Genomic DNA, 17070 nt, shown 5'->3' with positions numbered 1-17070 from the left:
AAACTGGGCTATAGTCCGGCCTCCCTGAAAGCCCAGGTGGCGGAATTGGTAGACGCACTAGTTTCAGGTACTAGCGGGTAACTCCGTGGAGGTTCGAGTCCTCTCCTGGGCACCAAACGAAGAAGGCCAGCACGAAAGTGCTGGCCTTCGCCGTTTGGGGACCAGGAAGCGATGTCCAGTGGTCATCGCGGGAGGACGAGAAAGGCTTGGAGCTGCGCTCCAAGCCGGGGTCGCGGCACGTGACCGAGTCCCCGCCGAGGGCCTCTCGATGGGGCCTTCGGCGAGCCTTCCTGCGCTGCAGCGAGCATCCATCGCGTCAAAGTTGGCACCCCTGCTCGCCAACCCCGATGAATTCGGACCTCCCGCCGCGCGGCAGCGCCCTCGGCATGCGCCACAATCGCGCCCGCCCGAGCCGTTCGGGCGCGTTTTTGGACGAGACCCCCCGCATGAACAAGACCGATCTGATCGAACACCTGGCCGCCAAGCATGAGCTGAGCAAGGCCGAAGCCGGCCGCATCCTCGAGACCCTGCTGGACGCCGTCGTCACCACCGTCAAGAAGGGTGGCGCCGTGTCGATCCCGGGCTTCGGCTCCTTCAAGCAGCACGCCCGTGCCGCCCGCAACGGCGTGAACCCCAGCACCGGCGCGAAGATCAAGATCGCCGCCGCCAAGCTGCCCAAGTTCACCCCGGGCGCCGGCTTCAAGGCCGCCGTCGATCCCAAGGCCGCCGCCAAGAAGGCCGCTGCCAAGCCGGCCGCAAAGCCGGCCGCCAAGGCCAAGAAGAAGTAATTCTTTGAGCCGATGAGCACGCGAGGCGCCAGCCCCACCATCGTCGACGTCGCCCGCGAGGCAGGCGTGTCGATCAAGACGGTGTCACGCGTGCTCAACCATGAACCCGGCGTGCATCAAAGCACCCGGGATCAGGTGCTCAAGGTGGTGGAGGCGCTGCGCTACCGGCCCAAGCAGTCGGCGCGCAGCCTCGCAGGCGGTCGCTCCTTCCTGATCGGCCTGCTCTATTACGACCCCAGCGCGATCTTCGTCGGCAGCGTGCAGCAGGGCGCCACGCTGCGCTGCCGCGAGCTGGGCTATCACCTCGTCGTCGAGTCCCTGCACAACGACGCGCCCGACCTGCGCCAGCAGATCGACCGCATGGTGCTGGCGCTGCGGCCCGACGGCATGATCCTGACGCCGCCGCTGTGCGACAACCCCGAGGTGCTCGCGGCCCTGCGCGAGAGCGGCACGCCCTGCGTGCTGATGTCCCCGGAGCGCGACATCCGCGGCGTGCCCTCGGTGCGCATGGACGATGTGCATGCGGCCGAGGAGATCACCAATCTGCTGCTCAGCCTCGGCCACCGGCGCATCGCCATCATCAAGGGCCCGCCGGACCAGTCCGCCAGCGCCGCGCGCTACCAGGGCTTCGTCAATGCGCTGCGCGCGCATGACATCGAGCCCGACCCCGAGCTGGTCCAGCCGGGCGCCTTCACCTTCGCCAGCGGGCGCGACGCCGCCCACAAGCTGCTCAGCGGCCGCCGGCGCCCGACGGCCGTGTTCGCCAGCAACGACGACATGGCGCTGGGCGTGCTCGCCGCCGCGCACCGGCTGGGCCTGAGCGTGCCCGGCGAGCTGTCGGTGGTGGGTTTCGACGATTCGCCCACCGCCGCCCTCGTCTGGCCGCCGCTGACGACCGTGCGCCAGCCGGTCGCCGAGATGGCGCGCGCCGCGGTCGAGATGCTGGTGGCGGTGCAGCGGCCCGACATGGCCGCCCCGACCGCCGCCGCCGGCCTGCACCAGGTGCTGCCGCACGAACTCGTCGTGCGCGATTCGACCCGGGCTCGCTGAGCCTTCGCTCCTTTTCCACGCGGCACCGCCTTCGCGGCTGGCCGCCGGATTGATTGCGCAACCAGATATCGATGTCATTTGATTGACAGCGTTGTCAGACATCGGCAAGATGCGCGCCGCCAAGCCCATCCAAGACCATGAACCTGCTCGACCTCGACCGCCTCGACCCCGCCACCCTCGCCAAATCCTTCCCGCCCGGCTTCCTGTGGGGCGCGGCCACCAGCGCCGCGCAGATCGAGGGGGCCGCCTTCGAGGACGGCAAGGGCGCGTCCATCTGGGACCGGTTCTGCCGCCAGCCCGGCCGCATCAACGACGCCTCCAACATCGACATCGCCTGCGACCACTACCACCGCTACCGCGACGACGTCGCGCTGATGCAGGGCCTGGGCCTGGACTGCTACCGCTTCAGCTTCTCCTGGCCGCGCGTGCAGCCGCTCGGGCAGGGCGCCTGGAACGAGGCCGGCTTCGGCTTCTACGACCGCCTCATCGACGAACTGCTGCAGGCCGGCCTGCAGCCCCATGCGACGCTCTACCACTGGGATCTGCCGCAGGCGCTGGACGAGACCCTCGGCGGCTGGCTGTCGCGCGATGTCGTCGCCCGCTTCGCCGACTACGCCGCCGAGATCGCGCGCCGCTTCGGCAGCCGCCTGGCCGGCATCGCGACGCACAACGAGCCCTGGTGCACGGCCACGCTGGGCTACGAGACGGCCCAGTTCGCACCCGGCCACAAGAGCCGCGCCGAGAGCCTGCAGGTGGCCCACCACCTGATGCTGTCCCACGGCGACGCGGTCAGGGCGATGCGTGCCGAGACGAAATCCCCGCTCGGCATTGTCCTCAACCACACGCCGTCCTTCCCCGCCACGCCCGCCGAGGCCGACCGCCGCGCCGCCCGCATCGACGACGGGCTGAACGTGCGCTGGTACATGGACCCGATCTTCCGCGGCGCCTACCCGGCCGACGCCCTCGAGTTCGTCGGCGCCGACGCGCCCCGCATCGAGGACGGCGACCTGGAACGCATCCGCCAGCCGCTGGACTTCCTCGGCATCAACTTCTACACGCGAAGCCTCTTCGGCGCGGACGGCAGGCCGGTCAAGGGCCCGGGCCGGCGCGGCTTCACCGACATGGGCTGGGAGATCGTGCCCGAGGTCTTGGCCCAGCACCTGGTGCGCCTGGCCCGCGAGTACAACCCGCCGCCGCTGTTCATCACTGAGAACGGCATGGCCAACGCCGACCGCATCGTCGACGGCCGCGTGCCGGACGCCGAACGCATCGCCTACCTGTCCGCCCATCTGCAGGCCCTGGCCGCGGCCATGAGCCTGGGCGCCGACGTGCGCGGCTATTTCTACTGGAGCCTGCTCGACAACTTCGAATGGAACTCGGGCTACGACAAGCGCTTCGGCCTGGTCCACGTGGACTACGCCACGCTGGAGCGCCTGCCCAAGGACAGCGCGCACTGGTATCGCGACTTCATCGCCCGGCACCGCGCGGCGCGCTGAGCCTGCAGCCCATCCCGGCGGGGCGCCGGCCCGTCGGGCCGTGGCGTTGCTGCCGAACGACCCGCCGGACGGGTGCCGCAGATGGCGGCCCGGGGGGCCGAGCATGCAATCCTTCGCGTTTGCCCCGACAAAGTGACGGGATTTCGGTCACGATCAGGCGCTAAGCTCCGCATTGCGCGACGGACGTGATTTTTCCCTCAAGTCCGTGGGCGCAACGGGCCGAATTGACGTACAGCTCCAGGCTGTCTCAAGTCACCGGCACAAGGTCGTGCCGGCGACGAGTCAAGGAGAGCCCGGTGCATCACGGGTTTCATGAGCGAATGCAGGACAGAACAAGCGATCCGCTGATCGATGTCAGCCAACTGGCCGTCGGGATGTTCATTCATCTCGACCTGGGCTGGATGTCGCACCCCTTTCCGCTGTCGAGCTTCAAGATCGCGTCCAGCGACCAACTGCTGATCCTGCGCCGCCTCGGCCTGACCCAGGTGCGCTGGAGCCCGGCCAAGAGCGATCTGGCCGAGCCGGTCGACGCCGTCGCGCTGCAGGCCGTCGCGCCCGCGACACCCGAGACATCCGCCGCCGCGGCGACCGACGAGCCCACGCCCGAGGTGCTGGCGCGCGAGGCCCATCGCCACGCGCTGGCCGCCCAGCGCCAGGCGCTGCGCCTGTGCGAGGCCCAGTACGGCGAGGCCGCCGACGGCTTTCGCATCGTCGTCGACCTGGTGCGGGGCGACCCCCACCAGGCCCGGGCCCAGGCCGAAAGCCTGACCGCCGCGCTGCTCGACAAGATGCTGGTCGAGGGCGACCTGAACATGCGCCTGCTCAACGAGGCCGCGGGCGACCGCAGCACCGCGCATGCGCTCAACGTCTGCATCATCGCGCTGCTGCTGGGCCGTGCCTTCGGCCTCGGTCGCGAGGAAATGATGGACCTGGGCGTCGGCTCGCTGCTGCACGACGTCGGCAAGCTCGAGATCGCCGCGCGCCTGCGCCACCGCGACGAGAGCTTCACGGCCGCCGAGACCCAGGCCTACCAGCAGCACGTCGCCAAGGGCGTGGCCATCGCCCAGGCCATGGGCCTGGCGCCCGCGCCGCTGCTCATCATTGCCCAGCACCACGAGCACGCCGACGGCAGCGGCTTCCCGCAGCGCATCAACATGGACCGCATGAGCACCGGCGCGCGCATCGTCGCGCTGGTCAACCGCTTCGACGGCCTGTGCAACCCGCTGATCAGCTCCAAGGCGATGACGCCCCACGAGGCGCTGTCGCTGATGTTCGCCCAGGGCCGCAACCGCTTCGACGCGACCATGCTGAACGCCTTCATCCGCATGATGGGCGTCTACCCGCCGGGTTCCACCGTGCAGCTGACCGACGACCGCTACGCCCTCGTCGTGTCGGTCAACTCGGCGCGGCCGCTGAAGCCCCGCGTCATGGTCCACGACCCCAGGGTGGCCAAGGAAGAGGCCCTCATCCTCAATCTCGAGGAAATGCCCGACCTCGGCATCCGCCGCAGCCTCAAGCCCCAGTTCCTGCCGCGGGCGTCGCTGGACTACCTCAGCCCGAGGGCGCGCATCGCCTATTTCTTCGACTCGGTCAGCACGGGCCCAGGGGAGTTGGCGGCGTGAGCGCCAGCCGCGAGGCAAGTCCCCACCAGCTTCGCGTCTCCGAGGCGCCGCCCCTGATTGGCGCCGTGCTTGAAGGCCTGCCCGAGCCCGCCTGGCTGGTGGATGGCGACAGCCTCACGGTCAGCGCCGTCAACCGCGCGGCGCTGCGCCTGCTCGGCCTCAAGCCGGAGCGCGCCATCGGGCAGCCGCCGACCGCGCTGTGCTGCTCGCTGGAGGACGAGGCCTTCTGGCAGGGTGCCGCGCGCGACCCCTTCGCGCGCATCCGCTCCGACACCGTGCTGACCCACACCGACGGCCAGCCGCGCTGGGTCAGCCGCAGCATCAGCCCCATCCACACGCCCGACGGCAGCCGCCACTGGCTGGTGCTGCTGCACGACCAGACGCGCCGCCGCCGCGCCGAGGCCGAGCGCGAGACCCTGCTGGCCGAGCTGCGCGCGACGCTGGAGTCCACCGCCGACGGCATCCTCGTCGTCGACCTGGCCGGCCGCGTGCGCAGCTTCAACCGCCGCTTCGCCAAGCTCTGGGGCCTGCCCGGCGGCCTGCTGCACGAGCCCGGCGACGCCGGCCTGTGGCTGAGCCTGCAGCGCGTCATGCGCGACGGCGAGCAGTACCGGCTGCGCATCGAGGCCCTGCTGGACGCGCCGCTGATGCGTTCCAGCGACGTGCTGCGCCTGGCCGACGGCCGCGTGCTGGAGCAGGTCTCGCTGCCGCAGATGAGCCGGGGCGAGCCCATCGGGCGGGTGTTCTCCTTCCGCGACCTGTCCGAGAAGCTGGCCGCCCACCAGCGCATCGAGGAGCTGGGCCGCTCCGACGTGCTGACCGGCGCCCCCAACCGCCGCGCGCTGGCCGACCGCATCGTGCAGCAGATGGCCGCCGTCGACACCGGCGACCCGCCGCCCGTCTTCGCGCTGCTGCACCTGGACCTGGACCGCTTCAAGCAGATCAACGACACGCTGGGCCACAGCTACGGCGACCGCGTGCTGCGCGAGATCGTCGAGCGCCTGCGCGGCGCCGTCGGCGCCAACGACACGCTGGCACGGCTGGGCGGCGACGAGTTCGCGCTGCTGATCGACGGCGCCCAGGTCTTCGAGGCCGAAGCCGCGGCCCGCCATGTGCAGCAGCTGCTGGCCCAGCCCTTCAGCTTCAACACGCTGAGCTTCACGGTGACCGCCAGCTGCGGCATCGCCCTCTATCCGGGCGACGGCGGCACGCCCGACGAGCTGATGGCCAGCGCCGAGCGGGCGATGCACTGGGTCAAGGAAGGCGGCCGCGCCGGCTTCCGCTTCCATGTGCCGCGCAAGGAGGTCGACCTGCTGTCGCGCATGCGCCTGGACCACGCGATGCGCCAGGCCCTGGCCGAGGGGCGCTTCCGCCTGCACTACCAGCCCCAGGTCGAGCTCGGCAGCGACCGCGTCATCGGTGCCGAGGCGCTGATCCGCTGGCGCGACCCGCAGCGCGGCGACATCTCGCCGGCCGAATTCATCCCGCTGGCCGAGGAAAGCGGCTTCGTCGTCGCCATCGGCGACTGGGTGCTGCGCGAAGCCATCGCCCAGGCCGCCTACTGGCTGGGCCGCGGCCTGCGCATGCCGATTGCCGTCAACGTGTCGGCGCTGCAGTTCCAGCAGGCCGGCTTCGTCGAGCAGGTTGCCGAGGCGCTGCACGAGGCCGCGCTGCCGGCCAGCCTGCTGGAGCTGGAGCTGACCGAGGGCGTGCTGCTCGGCGACGCCGACGAGGGCCTGAAGCGCATGCGCGCGCTGGCGGGCCTGGGCGTCACGCTGTCCATCGACGACTTCGGCACCGGCTATTCCTCGCTGGCCTATCTGAAGCGCTTCCCCATCCAGCGCCTGAAGATCGACCGCAGCTTCGTGCAGGGCCTGCCCAGCGACGCCAGCGACGTCGGCATCGCCAATGCCATCGTGCAGATGGGCCGGGCCCTCGGCCTGCAGGTCATCGCCGAGGGCGTCGAGAGCGAGGCCCAGCGCGATTTCCTGGCCCAGGCGGGCTGCCATGAATTCCAGGGCTATCTCTATGCGCCGGCCTTGCCGCCCGAGGAGTTCGAGCGCCGCGTGCGCCCGCGCCGCCATGTCGTCGACGCGGCCGTTTCCGGCTGGCTGGGCCTGGCCAGCGGCTGAGCCACGGCGCCGGCCGCGCGACACAATGCGGCCATGCTCTACCGCTTCAAATCCAAGGCTGGTGCCGACGTCGTCATGCTGGCCGAGTCCGGTGACGCCGTGCTGCGCCTGCTCGGCCGCGAACCCGCCCCCCAGGGCATCCTCGAAGCCGCGGCGCTGCCGGGGCTGATGCAGGCGCTGGAGGCCGGCGTCGCGGCCGACGAAGCCCGGTTCCAGCAGGCCGTCGACGCGGCCAGGGGCGCCGGCGAGCCCGTGCCGCGCCGCCAGGGCGTGACGCTGCGCCAGCGCGCCTGGCCGCTGCACGAGCTGATGCAGCGGGCCCGCAAGGAAGACGCCGACGTCGTCTGGGGCGTCTAGTGCTGGACCAGGCCACCCGACTGATCCTGATCCGCCACGGCGAGACCGCCTGGAACCGCGCGACGCGCATCCAGGGCCACACCGACATCCCGCTCAGCCCGCTGGGCCTGCTCCAGGCCGAGCGCCTGGCCGAAGCGCTGGCCGACGAGCCGCTGGCGGCCCTCTATGCCAGCGACCTGAGCCGCGCCCGCCAGACCGCCGAGGCGCTGGCCCGTCGCCGCGGCCTGGCCGTTCGGCTCGACCCCGGCCTGCGCGAACGCGCCTTCGGCCGCTTCGAGGGCCTGGACTGGGCGCAGATCACCGAGGGCCACCCCGAGGACGCGGAGCGCTGGCGCCGCCGCGAGCCGGGTTTCGCGGTCGGCGGCGGCGAGAGCCTGGATGACTTCAGCGCCCGCTGTCTGGCGGCCGTCCGGCGCGCGGCCGCCGCCCATCCGGGCCAGGGCATCGCCGTCGTCGCCCACGGCGGCGTGCTCGACTGCCTCTACCGGGCCGCGACCCAGGTGGCGCTGGACGCGCCGCGCAGCTGGCAACTGGGCAATGCGACCATCAACCGCCTGCTCGCAACGGCCGACGGCTTCACCCTCGTCGGCTGGAACGACGACCAGCATCTGGCCGGACTCGGCGCCGACGACGTCAGTGCCTGAATGGCGACCAGCCGGGGCCGGCGCTTTTCAAGGCCCCTAGGCTCACTGTTGCATCCACGCGTCGCTCTGGCCCGATCCGGGGAGGCCCGCTTCTATACTGATCATCACTTGTCCTTCATGGCAGGGTCGTCAACCCCGCCGCAACCCATCTGCAAAGGCACCCAATGAAGAAGATTGCACTCGTCGCCGCGCTGGCCGCTGTTGCCGCCCCGGCTTTCGCTCAAAGCTCCGTCACCCTGTGGGGTCGCCTGAACACTTCGGTTGAAAGCCAGAAGTTCGGCAACAACGACCGCATGGTTGCGGTGCAGAACAACTCTTCGCGCCTGGGCTTCCGTGGCACCGAAGACCTCGGCGGCGGCCTGAAGGCCAGCTTCAACCTGGAGCATGGCTTCAAGTCCGACACGGGTACCCTCCAGACTTTCGGCGGCCCGTCGAACACGTTCTGGTCGCGTCAGGCCAATGTCGAACTGTCCGGCGATTTCGGCACGGTTCGTCTGGGCACCTGGTTCCCGGATTCCTACTTCTCCACGGTTGACCGCACCAGCAACCACAACCACGACACCGGTACCTCGTCGGATGCCTTGTTCTCGGACTTTGCATTCGCTCGCCGCACCAACAAGGTCGGCTATTTCTCGCCGACCTTCGAAGGCTTCAGCTTCATCGTCTCCGCGCATGCCGGCGAAGGCGCCGCGAACGACAGCCGCGCCTTTGATCTGTCGGCCAACTATGAGGTTGCCGGTCTGCACGTGGCTGCCACCTATGCGCAGGCCGACGCGGTCGGCGCCTGGGCCAAGCACAAGGCCTTTGGCCTGGAGTCCGACTACGCCTTTGGCCCCTTCCTGGTGACCGGCTACTACCAGCGCGAGCAAGTGGATGGCTTTAAGTCCCGCGACATCGGTCGTCTGTCGGCCATGTACACGCTGGGCCAATCGGAATTCCACGTCAACGTCGGCGGCACCCGCTCCGGCAGCGACGGCACCTTCAAGAACGGCGGTGCCTCGCAGTGGACGCTGGGTTACAACTACAACCTGAGCAAGCGCACCAAGGTCTACGGCTTCTACACCAGCATCGACTACAAGGATCCGGTGCAGAACGCCAGCTCGGATAACTTCAAGTCGTCGCTGGCCGTCGGTATCCGCCACAACTTCTGATCCCTCAGGGTCCGGAAACAGAAAAGCGCTCCCCGGAGCGCTTTTTTCATGGGCGGCACCTGGCGTCAGGTGCTGCTTCTCATTCGCCGAACAAATCCGGCGACGCCTTGCCGGTCGGCGGTGCGAGCCCGAGGTGCCGCCAGGCCGCCAGCGTCGCGACCCGCCCGCGCGGCGTGCGCTGCAGAAAGCCCTGCTGGATCAGATAGGGCTCGATGACGTCCTCGATCGTGCCGGCCTCCTCGCCGATGGCGGCGGCGACGTTCTCCAGGCCGACCGGGCCGCCGTCGAAGCGGTGCACGACGGCTTCCAGCAGCTTGCGGTCCATCAGGTCGAAGCCCTGCGAGTCGACGTCCAGCATCGCGAGCGCCTTGTCGGCGATGCCGGCGACGATGCGGCCGTCGCCCTTGACCTCGGCATAGTCGCGCACGCGGCGCAGCAGGCGGTTGGCGATGCGCGGCGTGCCGCGCGAGCGGCGCGCGATCTCCAGCGCGCCGTCGGCATCGATGGGCGCGCCGAGCAGCCCGGCCGAGCGCGTCACGATGCGCTGCAGTTCGGCCGGCGTGTAGAACTCCAGGCGCGCGACGATGCCGAAACGGTCGCGCAGCGGGTTGGTCAGCATGCCGGCGCGGGTCGTCGCGCCGACCAGCGTGAAGGGTTGCAGGTCCAGCTTGATCGAGCGCGCGGCGGGGCCCTCGCCGATCATGATGTCGATCTGGTAGTCCTCCAGCGCCGGGTAGAGGATTTCCTCGACGACGGGGCTGAGGCGGTGGATCTCGTCGATGAAGAGGACGTCGTTCTTTTCGAGGTTGGTCAGGATGGCGGCCAGATCCTTGGGCTTCTCCAGCACCGGGCCGGAAGTCTGGCGCAGGTTCACGCCGAGTTCGGCCGCGATGATGTGCGACAGCGTCGTCTTGCCCAGGCCGGGCGGGCCGAACAGCAGCACATGGTCCAGCGCCTCGCGGCGCTTGCGGGCGGCACCGATGAAGATCTCCAGCTGCTCGCGGGCCTTGGCCTGGCCGACATAGTCGTCCAGCAGCTTGGGCCGCAGCGCGCGCTCCAGCGCCTCCTCGCGGCTGGACTCGGGCGCGGCGTTCACGAGCCGCGGCGCCGGGGCGAAATCGTCGGTCTGGATGCTCATGAAAGTCTCTTGAGGGCCAGCTTGATGCCTTCGCTGACGCCCACGTCCGGCGGCAGCGCCTTCAGGGTCGCGGCGGCATCCTTCTCGCTGTAGCCCAGCGCGACCAGGGCTTGCAGGATGTCGGCCTGCGCGTCGTTGGCCACGGCGGCCGGCAGCGCAAGGTCGGGGCCGAGCTTGCCCTTCAGTTCCAGCAGCAGGCGCTCGGCGGTCTTCTTGCCGATGCCGGGCACCTTGGTCAGCCGGCCGGCTTCCTGGCGCGACACGGCCTGGGCGAGTTCGGCGACGGACAGGCCCGACAGCAGGCCCAGTGCCATCTTGGGGCCGACACCGCTGATCTTGATGAGTTGGCGGAAGGTGGCGCGCTCTTCGTGTGTAAGGAAGCCGAACAGCTGATGCGCGTCCTCGCGTACCGTCAGATGGGTCAGCAGCACCGCCCGCTCGCCCAGGCCGCCGAGGTTGAAGAAGGTGCTCATCGGCACGTCCACCTCGTAGCCCACGCCAGCCACGTCGATGACGACCTGTGGGGGCGATTTCTCGGCGATGACGCCAGTCAGTCTTCCAATCATCGGCCCATTATCCGGGCCGACCTAAGTCAGTTGAGGACGGAGCTGCGCGCTGCGCGCACAGGTCCATCCCCAAGCCATTAGTTTCGGCCGAACAAACCCAGGCGCTGAGCCTCCAGCGCGGCCTCGGCACGCGAGCTCACGTTGAGCTTGCGGTAGATCTGCTTCACATAGTCGGCGATGGTGTGGCGGGACAGGCCCAGCTGCACGCCGATCTCGGGCAGCGTGAAGCCCTTGGCCACGCGCAGCAGCACCTCGGTCTCGCGGTCGGTCAGCGACACCTCGTGCAGCAGCGCCTGCGAGCTGGGCTTGGCATGGGCCGCGAAATAGGCGATGACCTTGCGCGCGATGGACGGGGACAGCGGCGGTTCGCCCTGGCTCATGCGCTGCAGCTGCTCCACCAGCAGCTCGCGCGACTGCTCCTTCAGCAGGTAGCCGAAGGCGCCGGCCTGCAGCGCCGGGAAGAGGTGTTCGTCGTCGTCGTGGATGGTGACGATGACCGACTGCACCTCGGGCTGCTTCTCGCGCAGCGCGGCGATGACCTCGACGCCCGAGCCGTCGGGCAGGCCCAGGTCCAGCAGCGCGAGCGTGAAGCGCTGGCCGTTGACCAGGGACAGCGCGTCCTGCACGCGCGAGCATTCGGTGATCTGGGCGTTGGCGAACACCTGCTTGACCAGGGCCTTGAGCCAGGCACGGATCTCCGGGATGTCTTCGAGCAGCAGGATGTGGTTCATGGAAACCTCGACAGGATCAGAGCGGAATCGTCAGGCGGATGACAGTACCCCAGCCGGGGCCGGATTCAACCAGGCATTGGCCATGCATCTGCTTGGCGCGTGATTTCATGCTCGCCATGCCGTGGCCTCTGTCCAGCCGGCCGTCCAGTTCGGCCGGGATGCCCTGGCCGTTGTCCTGGATGGTCAGGATGAAATCGCCGGCCTGCACGGCGCTGGAAATGGTGGCGTGCGTCGCGCCGCTGTGCTTGATGATGTTGGACACCGACTCGCGCAGGATGCGCGTCGTCTGCACATAGGAGCGCGCCTGCAGCGTGTGCTCGACGTCCTCGGCCGGCGACTTCCACTCGGCCAGGATGTTGGCCTGGCCCAGCCGCGACACGACCTCGGCGCGCCAGTCGCCCAAGGCGTCGATCAGGTGCACCGGCCTGCCGGTCAGGCCGCGCACCGACAGGCGCATCTCCTCCAGCGCCTCGCGGGCCAGCGTCGAGATGCGGTCGGACTCGCTGGTGTGCACGATGGTCAGCAGCTTGGCGCCGAGGTCGTCGTGCAGGTCGGCCGCGATGCGCTTGCGCTCGCGCTCGGTGACCTGCTCCAGCTTCTGCTCGGCCAGCTGGCCATGCACGCGCTCCACCTCGGCGACGCGGTCGGCCATGCGCTGCTCGGTGGCCGCGACGCGCCGCTCGGCGTCCACGCGGGCGTGGGCCACGCCGCTCACCAATTGCAGGCCCAGGGCCAGCGTCAACAGCGGCAGGGCCAGCGTGAGCCAGGGCGATGCCGTCAGCCACAGCGACTCGCTGACGGCCGCGAGCAGCATCTCGGCCAGCAAGGCCGCCATGGCGGGCAGCAGCAGCAGGGCCATCAGCCGGAACTCGCGGGCCTGGGCCGCGTCGGGGTCGGCCCGCAAGTGCCGACGGCGCAGCCACAGCGCCCAGCCCATCGCCGCGATCAGCTCCAGCTCCAGCACGACATACCAGGCCACGCCCAGCAAGCCGACCTGGCCGCCGGGCAGCAGCAGGCTGGCCGGCACGACCAGGCACTGGATCAGCAGCGCATGGTCGAGCCAGCCGCGCTGCCAGCTCATCTGGCGCAGCAGATATTGCACGGCGCACAGCACCAGCAGCGTCATCAGCAGCGGCTTGAGCCCGGCGGCACCGGGCGCGGCCGCCGCACGCAGCACGACCCAGCTCAGCATCATGCCGACGAGGAAGTTGGCCGGCCGCTCGCGCGGGTGTCGGCCGGAGACCAGGCCGATGACGGTCGCCATCAGCGCCAGCATGGCGGCCACCCAGCCATGCAGCGTGGCGGCCCAGTACAGGCTGGCCGGCATCTGGGCTTGCGCCTGGGCGACGGCCGGGCAGCACAGCACCGTGGCCGGCAGCAGGACGAGGGGGAGTCGCCGGGCCATCGGGGCCCCCGGCGCGGTCGAGGCAATCATGGGGCGGCATTGTGAGGGAGGCCCGGGCCCGCCGTGCCGGGGAATGCACCAGCGGCGACAATCCGCGTCCCGAGTTTCCCGCGCCCATCGTGATCCTGCGCTTCCAGTTCGAGCCCGTCGACAACACCCGCCTGGCCCGCGTCTGCGGCAGCCTGGACGCCCATCTGCGCGAGATCGAGGCGGCGCTCGGCGTGAAGATCTCGCGCCGCGACGCCGAGTTCCGCATCAACGGCGCCAAGGCCGCCGCCGAGCGCGCCCAGGCGCTGCTGGAGGGCCTCTACGAACGCGCCCGCCGCCCGCTGTCGGCCGAGACGCTGCAGCTCGCCCTCGTCGAGGCCAAGGCGCCGTCCGACAGGCCCGCGCCCCGGCCCGGCGACGACGGGCCGCTCGTGCTGCGCACGCGCCGCGCCGACCTGTCGGCCCGCACGCCGCGCCAGCACCAGTATCTGCAGCAGATCCTGTCGCACGACATCACCTTCGGCCTCGGCCCGGCCGGCACCGGCAAGACCTTCCTGGCGGTGGCCTGCGCGGTGGACGCGCTGGAGCGCGCCGGCGTGCAGCGCATCATCCTGACCCGCCCGGCCGTGGAGGCCGGCGAGCGCCTGGGCTTCCTGCCCGGGGACCTGACGCAGAAGGTCGACCCCTATCTGCGCCCGCTCTACGACGCGCTCTACGACCTGCTCGGCTTCGACCGCGTGACCAAGGCCTTCGAGAAAGGTCAGCTCGAGGTCGCGCCGCTGGCCTTCATGCGCGGCCGCACGCTCAACCACGCCTTCGTCATCCTCGACGAGGCGCAGAACACCACGCCCGAGCAGATGAAGATGTTCCTGACCCGCATCGGCTTCGGCAGCCGCTGCGTCGTCACCGGCGACACCAGCCAGATCGACCTGCCGCGCGGCGTGCAGTCCGGCCTCATCGACGCCGAGCATGTGCTGGCCCGGGTCAAGGGCATCGCGATGACGCGCTTCACCAGCGCCGACGTCGTGCGCCACCCGCTGGTGGCCCGCATCGTCGAGGCCTACGAGGCGCGCGCCAAGCGCGAAGCGAGGGAAGCATGAGTCAACCGGAACTGAGCCTGTCCCTGCAGTTCGCCGACCCGCGCCACCGTGCGCTGCTGCCGCGCCACAAGGTGCAGCGCTTCATCCGCGCGGCGCTGGAGCTGCCGGGCGAGATCGCCGTGCGCATCGTCGATGCCGAGGAAGGGCGCGCGCTGAACCGCGACTACCGTGGCAAGGACTACGCGACCAATGTGCTGACCTTCGACTACAGCCACGAGCCCGTCGTCGGCGCCGACCTCGTCATCTGCGCCGAGGTCGTCGAACGCGAGGCCGCCGCGATGGGCATCCCGCTGCTGGACCACTATGCCCACATGCTGGTCCACGGCACGCTGCATGCCCAGGGCTACGACCACGAGCAAGACGCCGAGGCCGAGTGCATGGAGGCGCGCGAGAGCGAGATCCTGGCCGGGCTCGGCGTGGCCGACCCCTATCAGCGCCCGCTGCCCAGGTAGCGCTTGCGGCGGAAGAAGAACCACAGCCCGAAGGCCACGGCGCACATCAGCATCGCGGCATCCCAGAAGCCGCCGGCGCTGTGGATCAGCGGCATCCACTCGAAGTTCATGCCGAAGATGCCGGTGATGAGGTTCAGCGGCAGGAAGATGGCCGTCAGCACCGTCAGCGTGCGCATGATGCTGTTGGTGCGGTGGCCCAGCGCGCTGAAGTGCATCTGCACGGCCGACTCGGCCGAGGACTCCAGCCGCCGCACATGGGTCAGCACGCGCTCCACATGCTCCAGCACGTCGCGCGAGCGCACGCGCAGCAGCTCGCGCTCGCGCGCGACGTGCGGGTCGCCGTCGGCCGGCCATTCGTCCAGCGCGTCGATCCACTCCTGGACGGCGCTGCGCTGGTCCTCGCAGGTGTCCTCCAGCCGGTGCAGCGCGTCGCGGCTTTCCAGCAGCAGCGGCCAGTCGTTGAACTCGCTGTTCTGGTCCAGCAGCACGCGCTGCAGCGTGCCGAGCTGGCGGGTCAGCAGCCGGCGCAGCTCCAGATAGCTGTCCACCATGTGGTTGACCATGCGCAGCATCAGGTCGGCCGGGCTGGCCGGCAGGCGGGCGCCGCCGCGCGCGTCGCGCTTGTCGCGGCCCTCGGTCAGGCGGTCGAGCTTGTGCGCGAAGAACTCGCGCACCTGGCAGTCGGTGGGGTGAACCGTGACGAGCACGCGGTCGAACACGGCGAAGCCGACGGGGCTGGTGTCGATGGCGCGCAGCGCGCGCTGGGCCGAGGCCAGCGTGCCGTGCTCGTCGTCGACGAACAGATCCTGGCTGCCCGGCGCCGCGGCCAGGCGACGGAACACCAGCATGTCGTACCAGGACGTGTAGTCGAAGTGCGAGGGCAACTGGTTGTTGATCAGGTCCGACACGTGCAGGTCGACGATGTTGCCGCAGCCCCAGCGCGCCAGCGCATGCTGCAGCACCGGCTCGCCCACCTCGAACACGCGCCGGCCATAGCCCAGCCACAGGAAGCCGCGTTCGGGCAGGGCCTCGGGCAGGGCCGCCAGCTCCCTGAAGCCGTCCGGCTCGATGTGGAAGACCCGCACGCGTTCAGCCCTGCTTCAGCAGCCTGGCGGCATCGAGCGCGAAATAGCTCAGCACGCCGTCCGCGCCGGCGCGCTTGAAGGCGAGCAGGCTCTCCATCACCACGGCGTCATGGTCCAGCCAGCCGTTGGCCGCGGCGGCCTTGAGCATCGCGTATTCGCCGCTGACCTGGTAGGCGAAGGTCGGCACGCCGAACTCGTCCTTCACGCGGCGCACGACGTCCAGATACGGCATGCCGGGCTTGACCATGACCATGTCGGCGCCTTCGGCCAGGTCCGCCGCCACTTCGCGCAGGGCCTCGTTGCTGTTGCCGGGGTCGACGTAATAGGTCTTCTTGTCGGCCTTGCCCAGCGCGCTCTTGGAGCCGACGGCATCCCGGAAGGGGCCGTAGAAGCTGCTCGCGTACTTGACGCTGTAGGCCATGATGCGCGTGTGGATCAGGCCGGCCCGCTCGAAGGCCTGGCGGATGGCGCCGATGCGGCCGTCCATCATGTCGCTGGGGCCCACCATGTCGGCGCCGGCCGCGGCCTGCGTCATTGCCTGGCGCACCAGCAGCTCGACGGTGGCGTCGTTGATCAGATAGCCCGTCTCGTCGGGCAGGCCGTCCTGGCCGTGGCTGGTGTAGGGGTCCAGCGCCACGTCGGTCAGCACGCCGAGTTCCGGGAAGCGCGACTTCAGCGCCCGCACGGCGCGCGGGATCAGCCCGTCCGGGTTGAAGGCCTCGGCGCCGTCCACCGTCTTCAGATGCGGCTCGATGGCCGGGAACAGCGCGAGCGCCGGGATGCCCAGCCGCAGCGCTTCCTCGGCGGTGTGCAGCAGCAGGTCCAGGCTCTGCCGCGCCACGCCGGGCATGGACGGGATGGGCGCGGCCAGGTTCGTGCCCTCGTGCACGAACACCGGCAGGATCAGGTCGCTGGGCAGCAGCGAATGCTCGCGCACCAGGGCGCGCGTGAAGGCGTCGCGGCGCAGGCGGCGCGGGCGCGCCGTCGGGAAGGCGGGGGGGGTGAAGGCGGAGCGGGGCACGTCAAATCCTCGGACGGGACAGGCAGATGAGGGGGCTGCGGCCCGGCGCGTGATGGTTGACACATCCAGACGTCATTTATTCGTGACGTCGCCGCTCAGGCGCGCTAAACTCGTTCTCGAATGATAGCCGCAAGGTGGTCATTCCCTGCTTTTCCTCCCTGAGCAGGAGCCTTAGCGTGATGACAGCGATAAGGCTTTCTCGGCCCCGGTCCTGACCGGGGCTTTTTTTTTGGTGCGCCCGGCAGGGTGCACCTACTCGGAGGTGAGAGTCCTCTATCAGCCCGGCAAGGGGAATGGTTAGCCAATGGCAAGGGTTCCGCGGGTGACTGTGGGTCTGAAGGAAG

General features: G+C 69.9%; 16 protein-coding genes and 1 tRNA gene. 11 read left to right on the top strand and 6 right to left on the bottom strand.

The features are described from left to right. The first annotated feature begins 30 nt into the window (after positions 1-30). The 9 genes from NYP07_RS13150 (at position 31) to NYP07_RS13110 (ending at position 9240) form a co-directional block, all read left to right on the top strand. Positions 31-115, top strand: a tRNA-Leu gene (locus NYP07_RS13150). A gap of 331 nt (positions 116-446) precedes the next feature. Beyond that, on the top strand, positions 447-788 hold the full coding sequence (locus NYP07_RS13145) for an HU family DNA-binding protein (protein ID WP_088485602.1): 342 nt from the start codon (positions 447-449) through the stop codon (positions 786-788). Between the two features lie 12 nt (positions 789-800). Then, complete coding sequence (locus tag NYP07_RS13140) at positions 801-1838, top strand: LacI family DNA-binding transcriptional regulator (RefSeq protein WP_268151144.1); 1038 nt, start codon at positions 801-803, stop codon at positions 1836-1838. A 137-nt stretch (positions 1839-1975) separates the two neighbouring features. Next, on the top strand, positions 1976-3334 hold the full coding sequence (locus tag NYP07_RS13135; RefSeq protein WP_268151142.1) for a GH1 family beta-glucosidase: 1359 nt from the start codon (positions 1976-1978) through the stop codon (positions 3332-3334). Between the two features lie 320 nt (positions 3335-3654). Then, positions 3655-4956 carry an HD-GYP domain-containing protein gene (locus NYP07_RS13130; protein ID WP_268151140.1) on the top strand — a complete coding sequence of 434 codons (1302 nt, stop codon included), beginning with the start codon at positions 3655-3657 and terminating at the stop codon, positions 4954-4956. Positions 4957-5021: 65 nt separating this feature from the next. Further along, positions 5022-7088: a putative bifunctional diguanylate cyclase/phosphodiesterase gene (locus NYP07_RS13125; RefSeq protein WP_268151138.1), complete on the top strand. Its 2067-nt coding sequence runs from the start codon at positions 5022-5024 to the stop codon at positions 7086-7088. 33 nt (positions 7089-7121) lie between these two features. Continuing rightward, complete coding sequence (locus NYP07_RS13120; RefSeq protein WP_268151136.1) at positions 7122-7445, top strand: DUF1840 domain-containing protein; 324 nt, start codon at positions 7122-7124, stop codon at positions 7443-7445. 2 nt (positions 7446-7447) lie between these two features. After that, the gene (locus tag NYP07_RS13115; protein ID WP_268151424.1) at positions 7448-8089 is read left to right on the top strand and encodes a histidine phosphatase family protein; all 642 of its coding nucleotides are present in this window, start codon (positions 7448-7450) and stop codon (positions 8087-8089) included. 164 nt (positions 8090-8253) lie between these two features. After that, entirely contained in the window at positions 8254-9240 is a 987-nt protein-coding gene (locus NYP07_RS13110) for a porin (protein WP_268151134.1), read from the top strand. Positions 9241-9319: 79 nt separating this feature from the next. On the opposite strand, the gene ruvB is transcribed toward NYP07_RS13110, so the two are convergent. From ruvB to NYP07_RS13090, 4 genes are all read right to left on the bottom strand, one after another. Continuing rightward, positions 9320-10378, bottom strand: coding sequence for a Holliday junction branch migration DNA helicase RuvB (gene ruvB / locus NYP07_RS13105; protein ID WP_268151132.1), 1059 nt, complete (start codon positions 10376-10378; stop codon positions 9320-9322). Beyond that, positions 10375-10944, bottom strand: a complete 570-nt coding sequence (gene ruvA / locus NYP07_RS13100) for a Holliday junction branch migration protein RuvA (RefSeq protein WP_268151130.1) — start codon at positions 10942-10944, stop codon at positions 10375-10377. The genes ruvB and ruvA overlap by 4 nt, the downstream gene beginning before the upstream one ends. Before the next feature lie 77 nt (positions 10945-11021). Continuing rightward, positions 11022-11675 carry a response regulator gene (locus NYP07_RS13095; RefSeq protein WP_268151128.1) on the bottom strand — a complete coding sequence of 218 codons (654 nt, stop codon included), beginning with the start codon at positions 11673-11675 and terminating at the stop codon, positions 11022-11024. Positions 11676-11691: 16 nt separating this feature from the next. Then, a complete protein-coding gene (locus tag NYP07_RS13090) occupies positions 11692-13080 on the bottom strand; it encodes a sensor histidine kinase (protein WP_268151125.1) in 1389 nt (462 codons plus the stop codon). A gap of 119 nt (positions 13081-13199) precedes the next feature. Between NYP07_RS13090 and NYP07_RS13085 the strand changes: the two genes are divergently transcribed. Together NYP07_RS13085 and ybeY are read left to right on the top strand one after the other, a co-directional pair. Further along, on the top strand, positions 13200-14168 hold the full coding sequence (locus NYP07_RS13085; RefSeq protein ID WP_268151123.1) for a PhoH family protein: 969 nt from the start codon (positions 13200-13202) through the stop codon (positions 14166-14168). Then, complete coding sequence (gene ybeY, locus NYP07_RS13080; protein ID WP_268151121.1) at positions 14165-14620, top strand: rRNA maturation RNase YbeY; 456 nt, start codon at positions 14165-14167, stop codon at positions 14618-14620. The genes NYP07_RS13085 and ybeY overlap by 4 nt, the downstream gene beginning before the upstream one ends. Here the strand turns inward: ybeY and NYP07_RS13075 are convergent. Both NYP07_RS13075 and hemB read right to left on the bottom strand, forming a co-directional pair. Beyond that, entirely contained in the window at positions 14599-15705 is a 1107-nt protein-coding gene (locus tag NYP07_RS13075; RefSeq protein WP_268151119.1) for a magnesium transporter CorA family protein, read from the bottom strand. The genes ybeY and NYP07_RS13075 overlap by 22 nt on opposite strands. Before the next feature lie 4 nt (positions 15706-15709). After that, the gene (gene hemB / locus NYP07_RS13070; protein WP_268151117.1) at positions 15710-16726 is read right to left on the bottom strand and encodes a porphobilinogen synthase; all 1017 of its coding nucleotides are present in this window, start codon (positions 16724-16726) and stop codon (positions 15710-15712) included. Positions 16727-17070 lie beyond the last annotated feature (344 nt).

The organism is Pelomonas aquatica (assembly GCF_026712205.1).
Taxonomy (GTDB): domain Bacteria; phylum Pseudomonadota; class Gammaproteobacteria; order Burkholderiales; family Burkholderiaceae_C; genus Pelomonas; species Pelomonas aquatica.
Note: the sequence above shows the minus strand (reverse complement) of the source record. Positions and strands in the feature narration are given on the sequence as shown.

Coding starts and splice junctions, on each gene's coding strand:
- NYP07_RS13120 (WP_268151136.1), top strand. CDS start 7,122: ATGCTCTACCGCTTCAAATCCAAGGCTGGTGCCGACGTCGTCATGCTG.
- NYP07_RS13110 (WP_268151134.1), top strand. CDS start 8,254: ATGAAGAAGATTGCACTCGTCGCCGCGCTGGCCGCTGTTGCCGCCCCG.
- ruvA (WP_268151130.1), bottom strand. CDS start 10,944: ATGATTGGAAGACTGACTGGCGTCATCGCCGAGAAATCGCCCCCACAG.
- NYP07_RS13095 (WP_268151128.1), bottom strand. CDS start 11,675: ATGAACCACATCCTGCTGCTCGAAGACATCCCGGAGATCCGTGCCTGG.
- ybeY (WP_268151121.1), top strand. CDS start 14,165: ATGAGTCAACCGGAACTGAGCCTGTCCCTGCAGTTCGCCGACCCGCGC.
- NYP07_RS13145 (WP_088485602.1), top strand. CDS start 447: ATGAACAAGACCGATCTGATCGAACACCTGGCCGCCAAGCATGAGCTG.
- NYP07_RS13135 (WP_268151142.1), top strand. CDS start 1,976: ATGAACCTGCTCGACCTCGACCGCCTCGACCCCGCCACCCTCGCCAAA.
- NYP07_RS13090 (WP_268151125.1), bottom strand. CDS start 13,080: ATGGCCCGGCGACTCCCCCTCGTCCTGCTGCCGGCCACGGTGCTGTGC.
- NYP07_RS13140 (WP_268151144.1), top strand. CDS start 801: ATGAGCACGCGAGGCGCCAGCCCCACCATCGTCGACGTCGCCCGCGAG.
- NYP07_RS13130 (WP_268151140.1), top strand. CDS start 3,655: ATGCAGGACAGAACAAGCGATCCGCTGATCGATGTCAGCCAACTGGCC.
- ruvB (WP_268151132.1), bottom strand. CDS start 10,378: ATGAGCATCCAGACCGACGATTTCGCCCCGGCGCCGCGGCTCGTGAAC.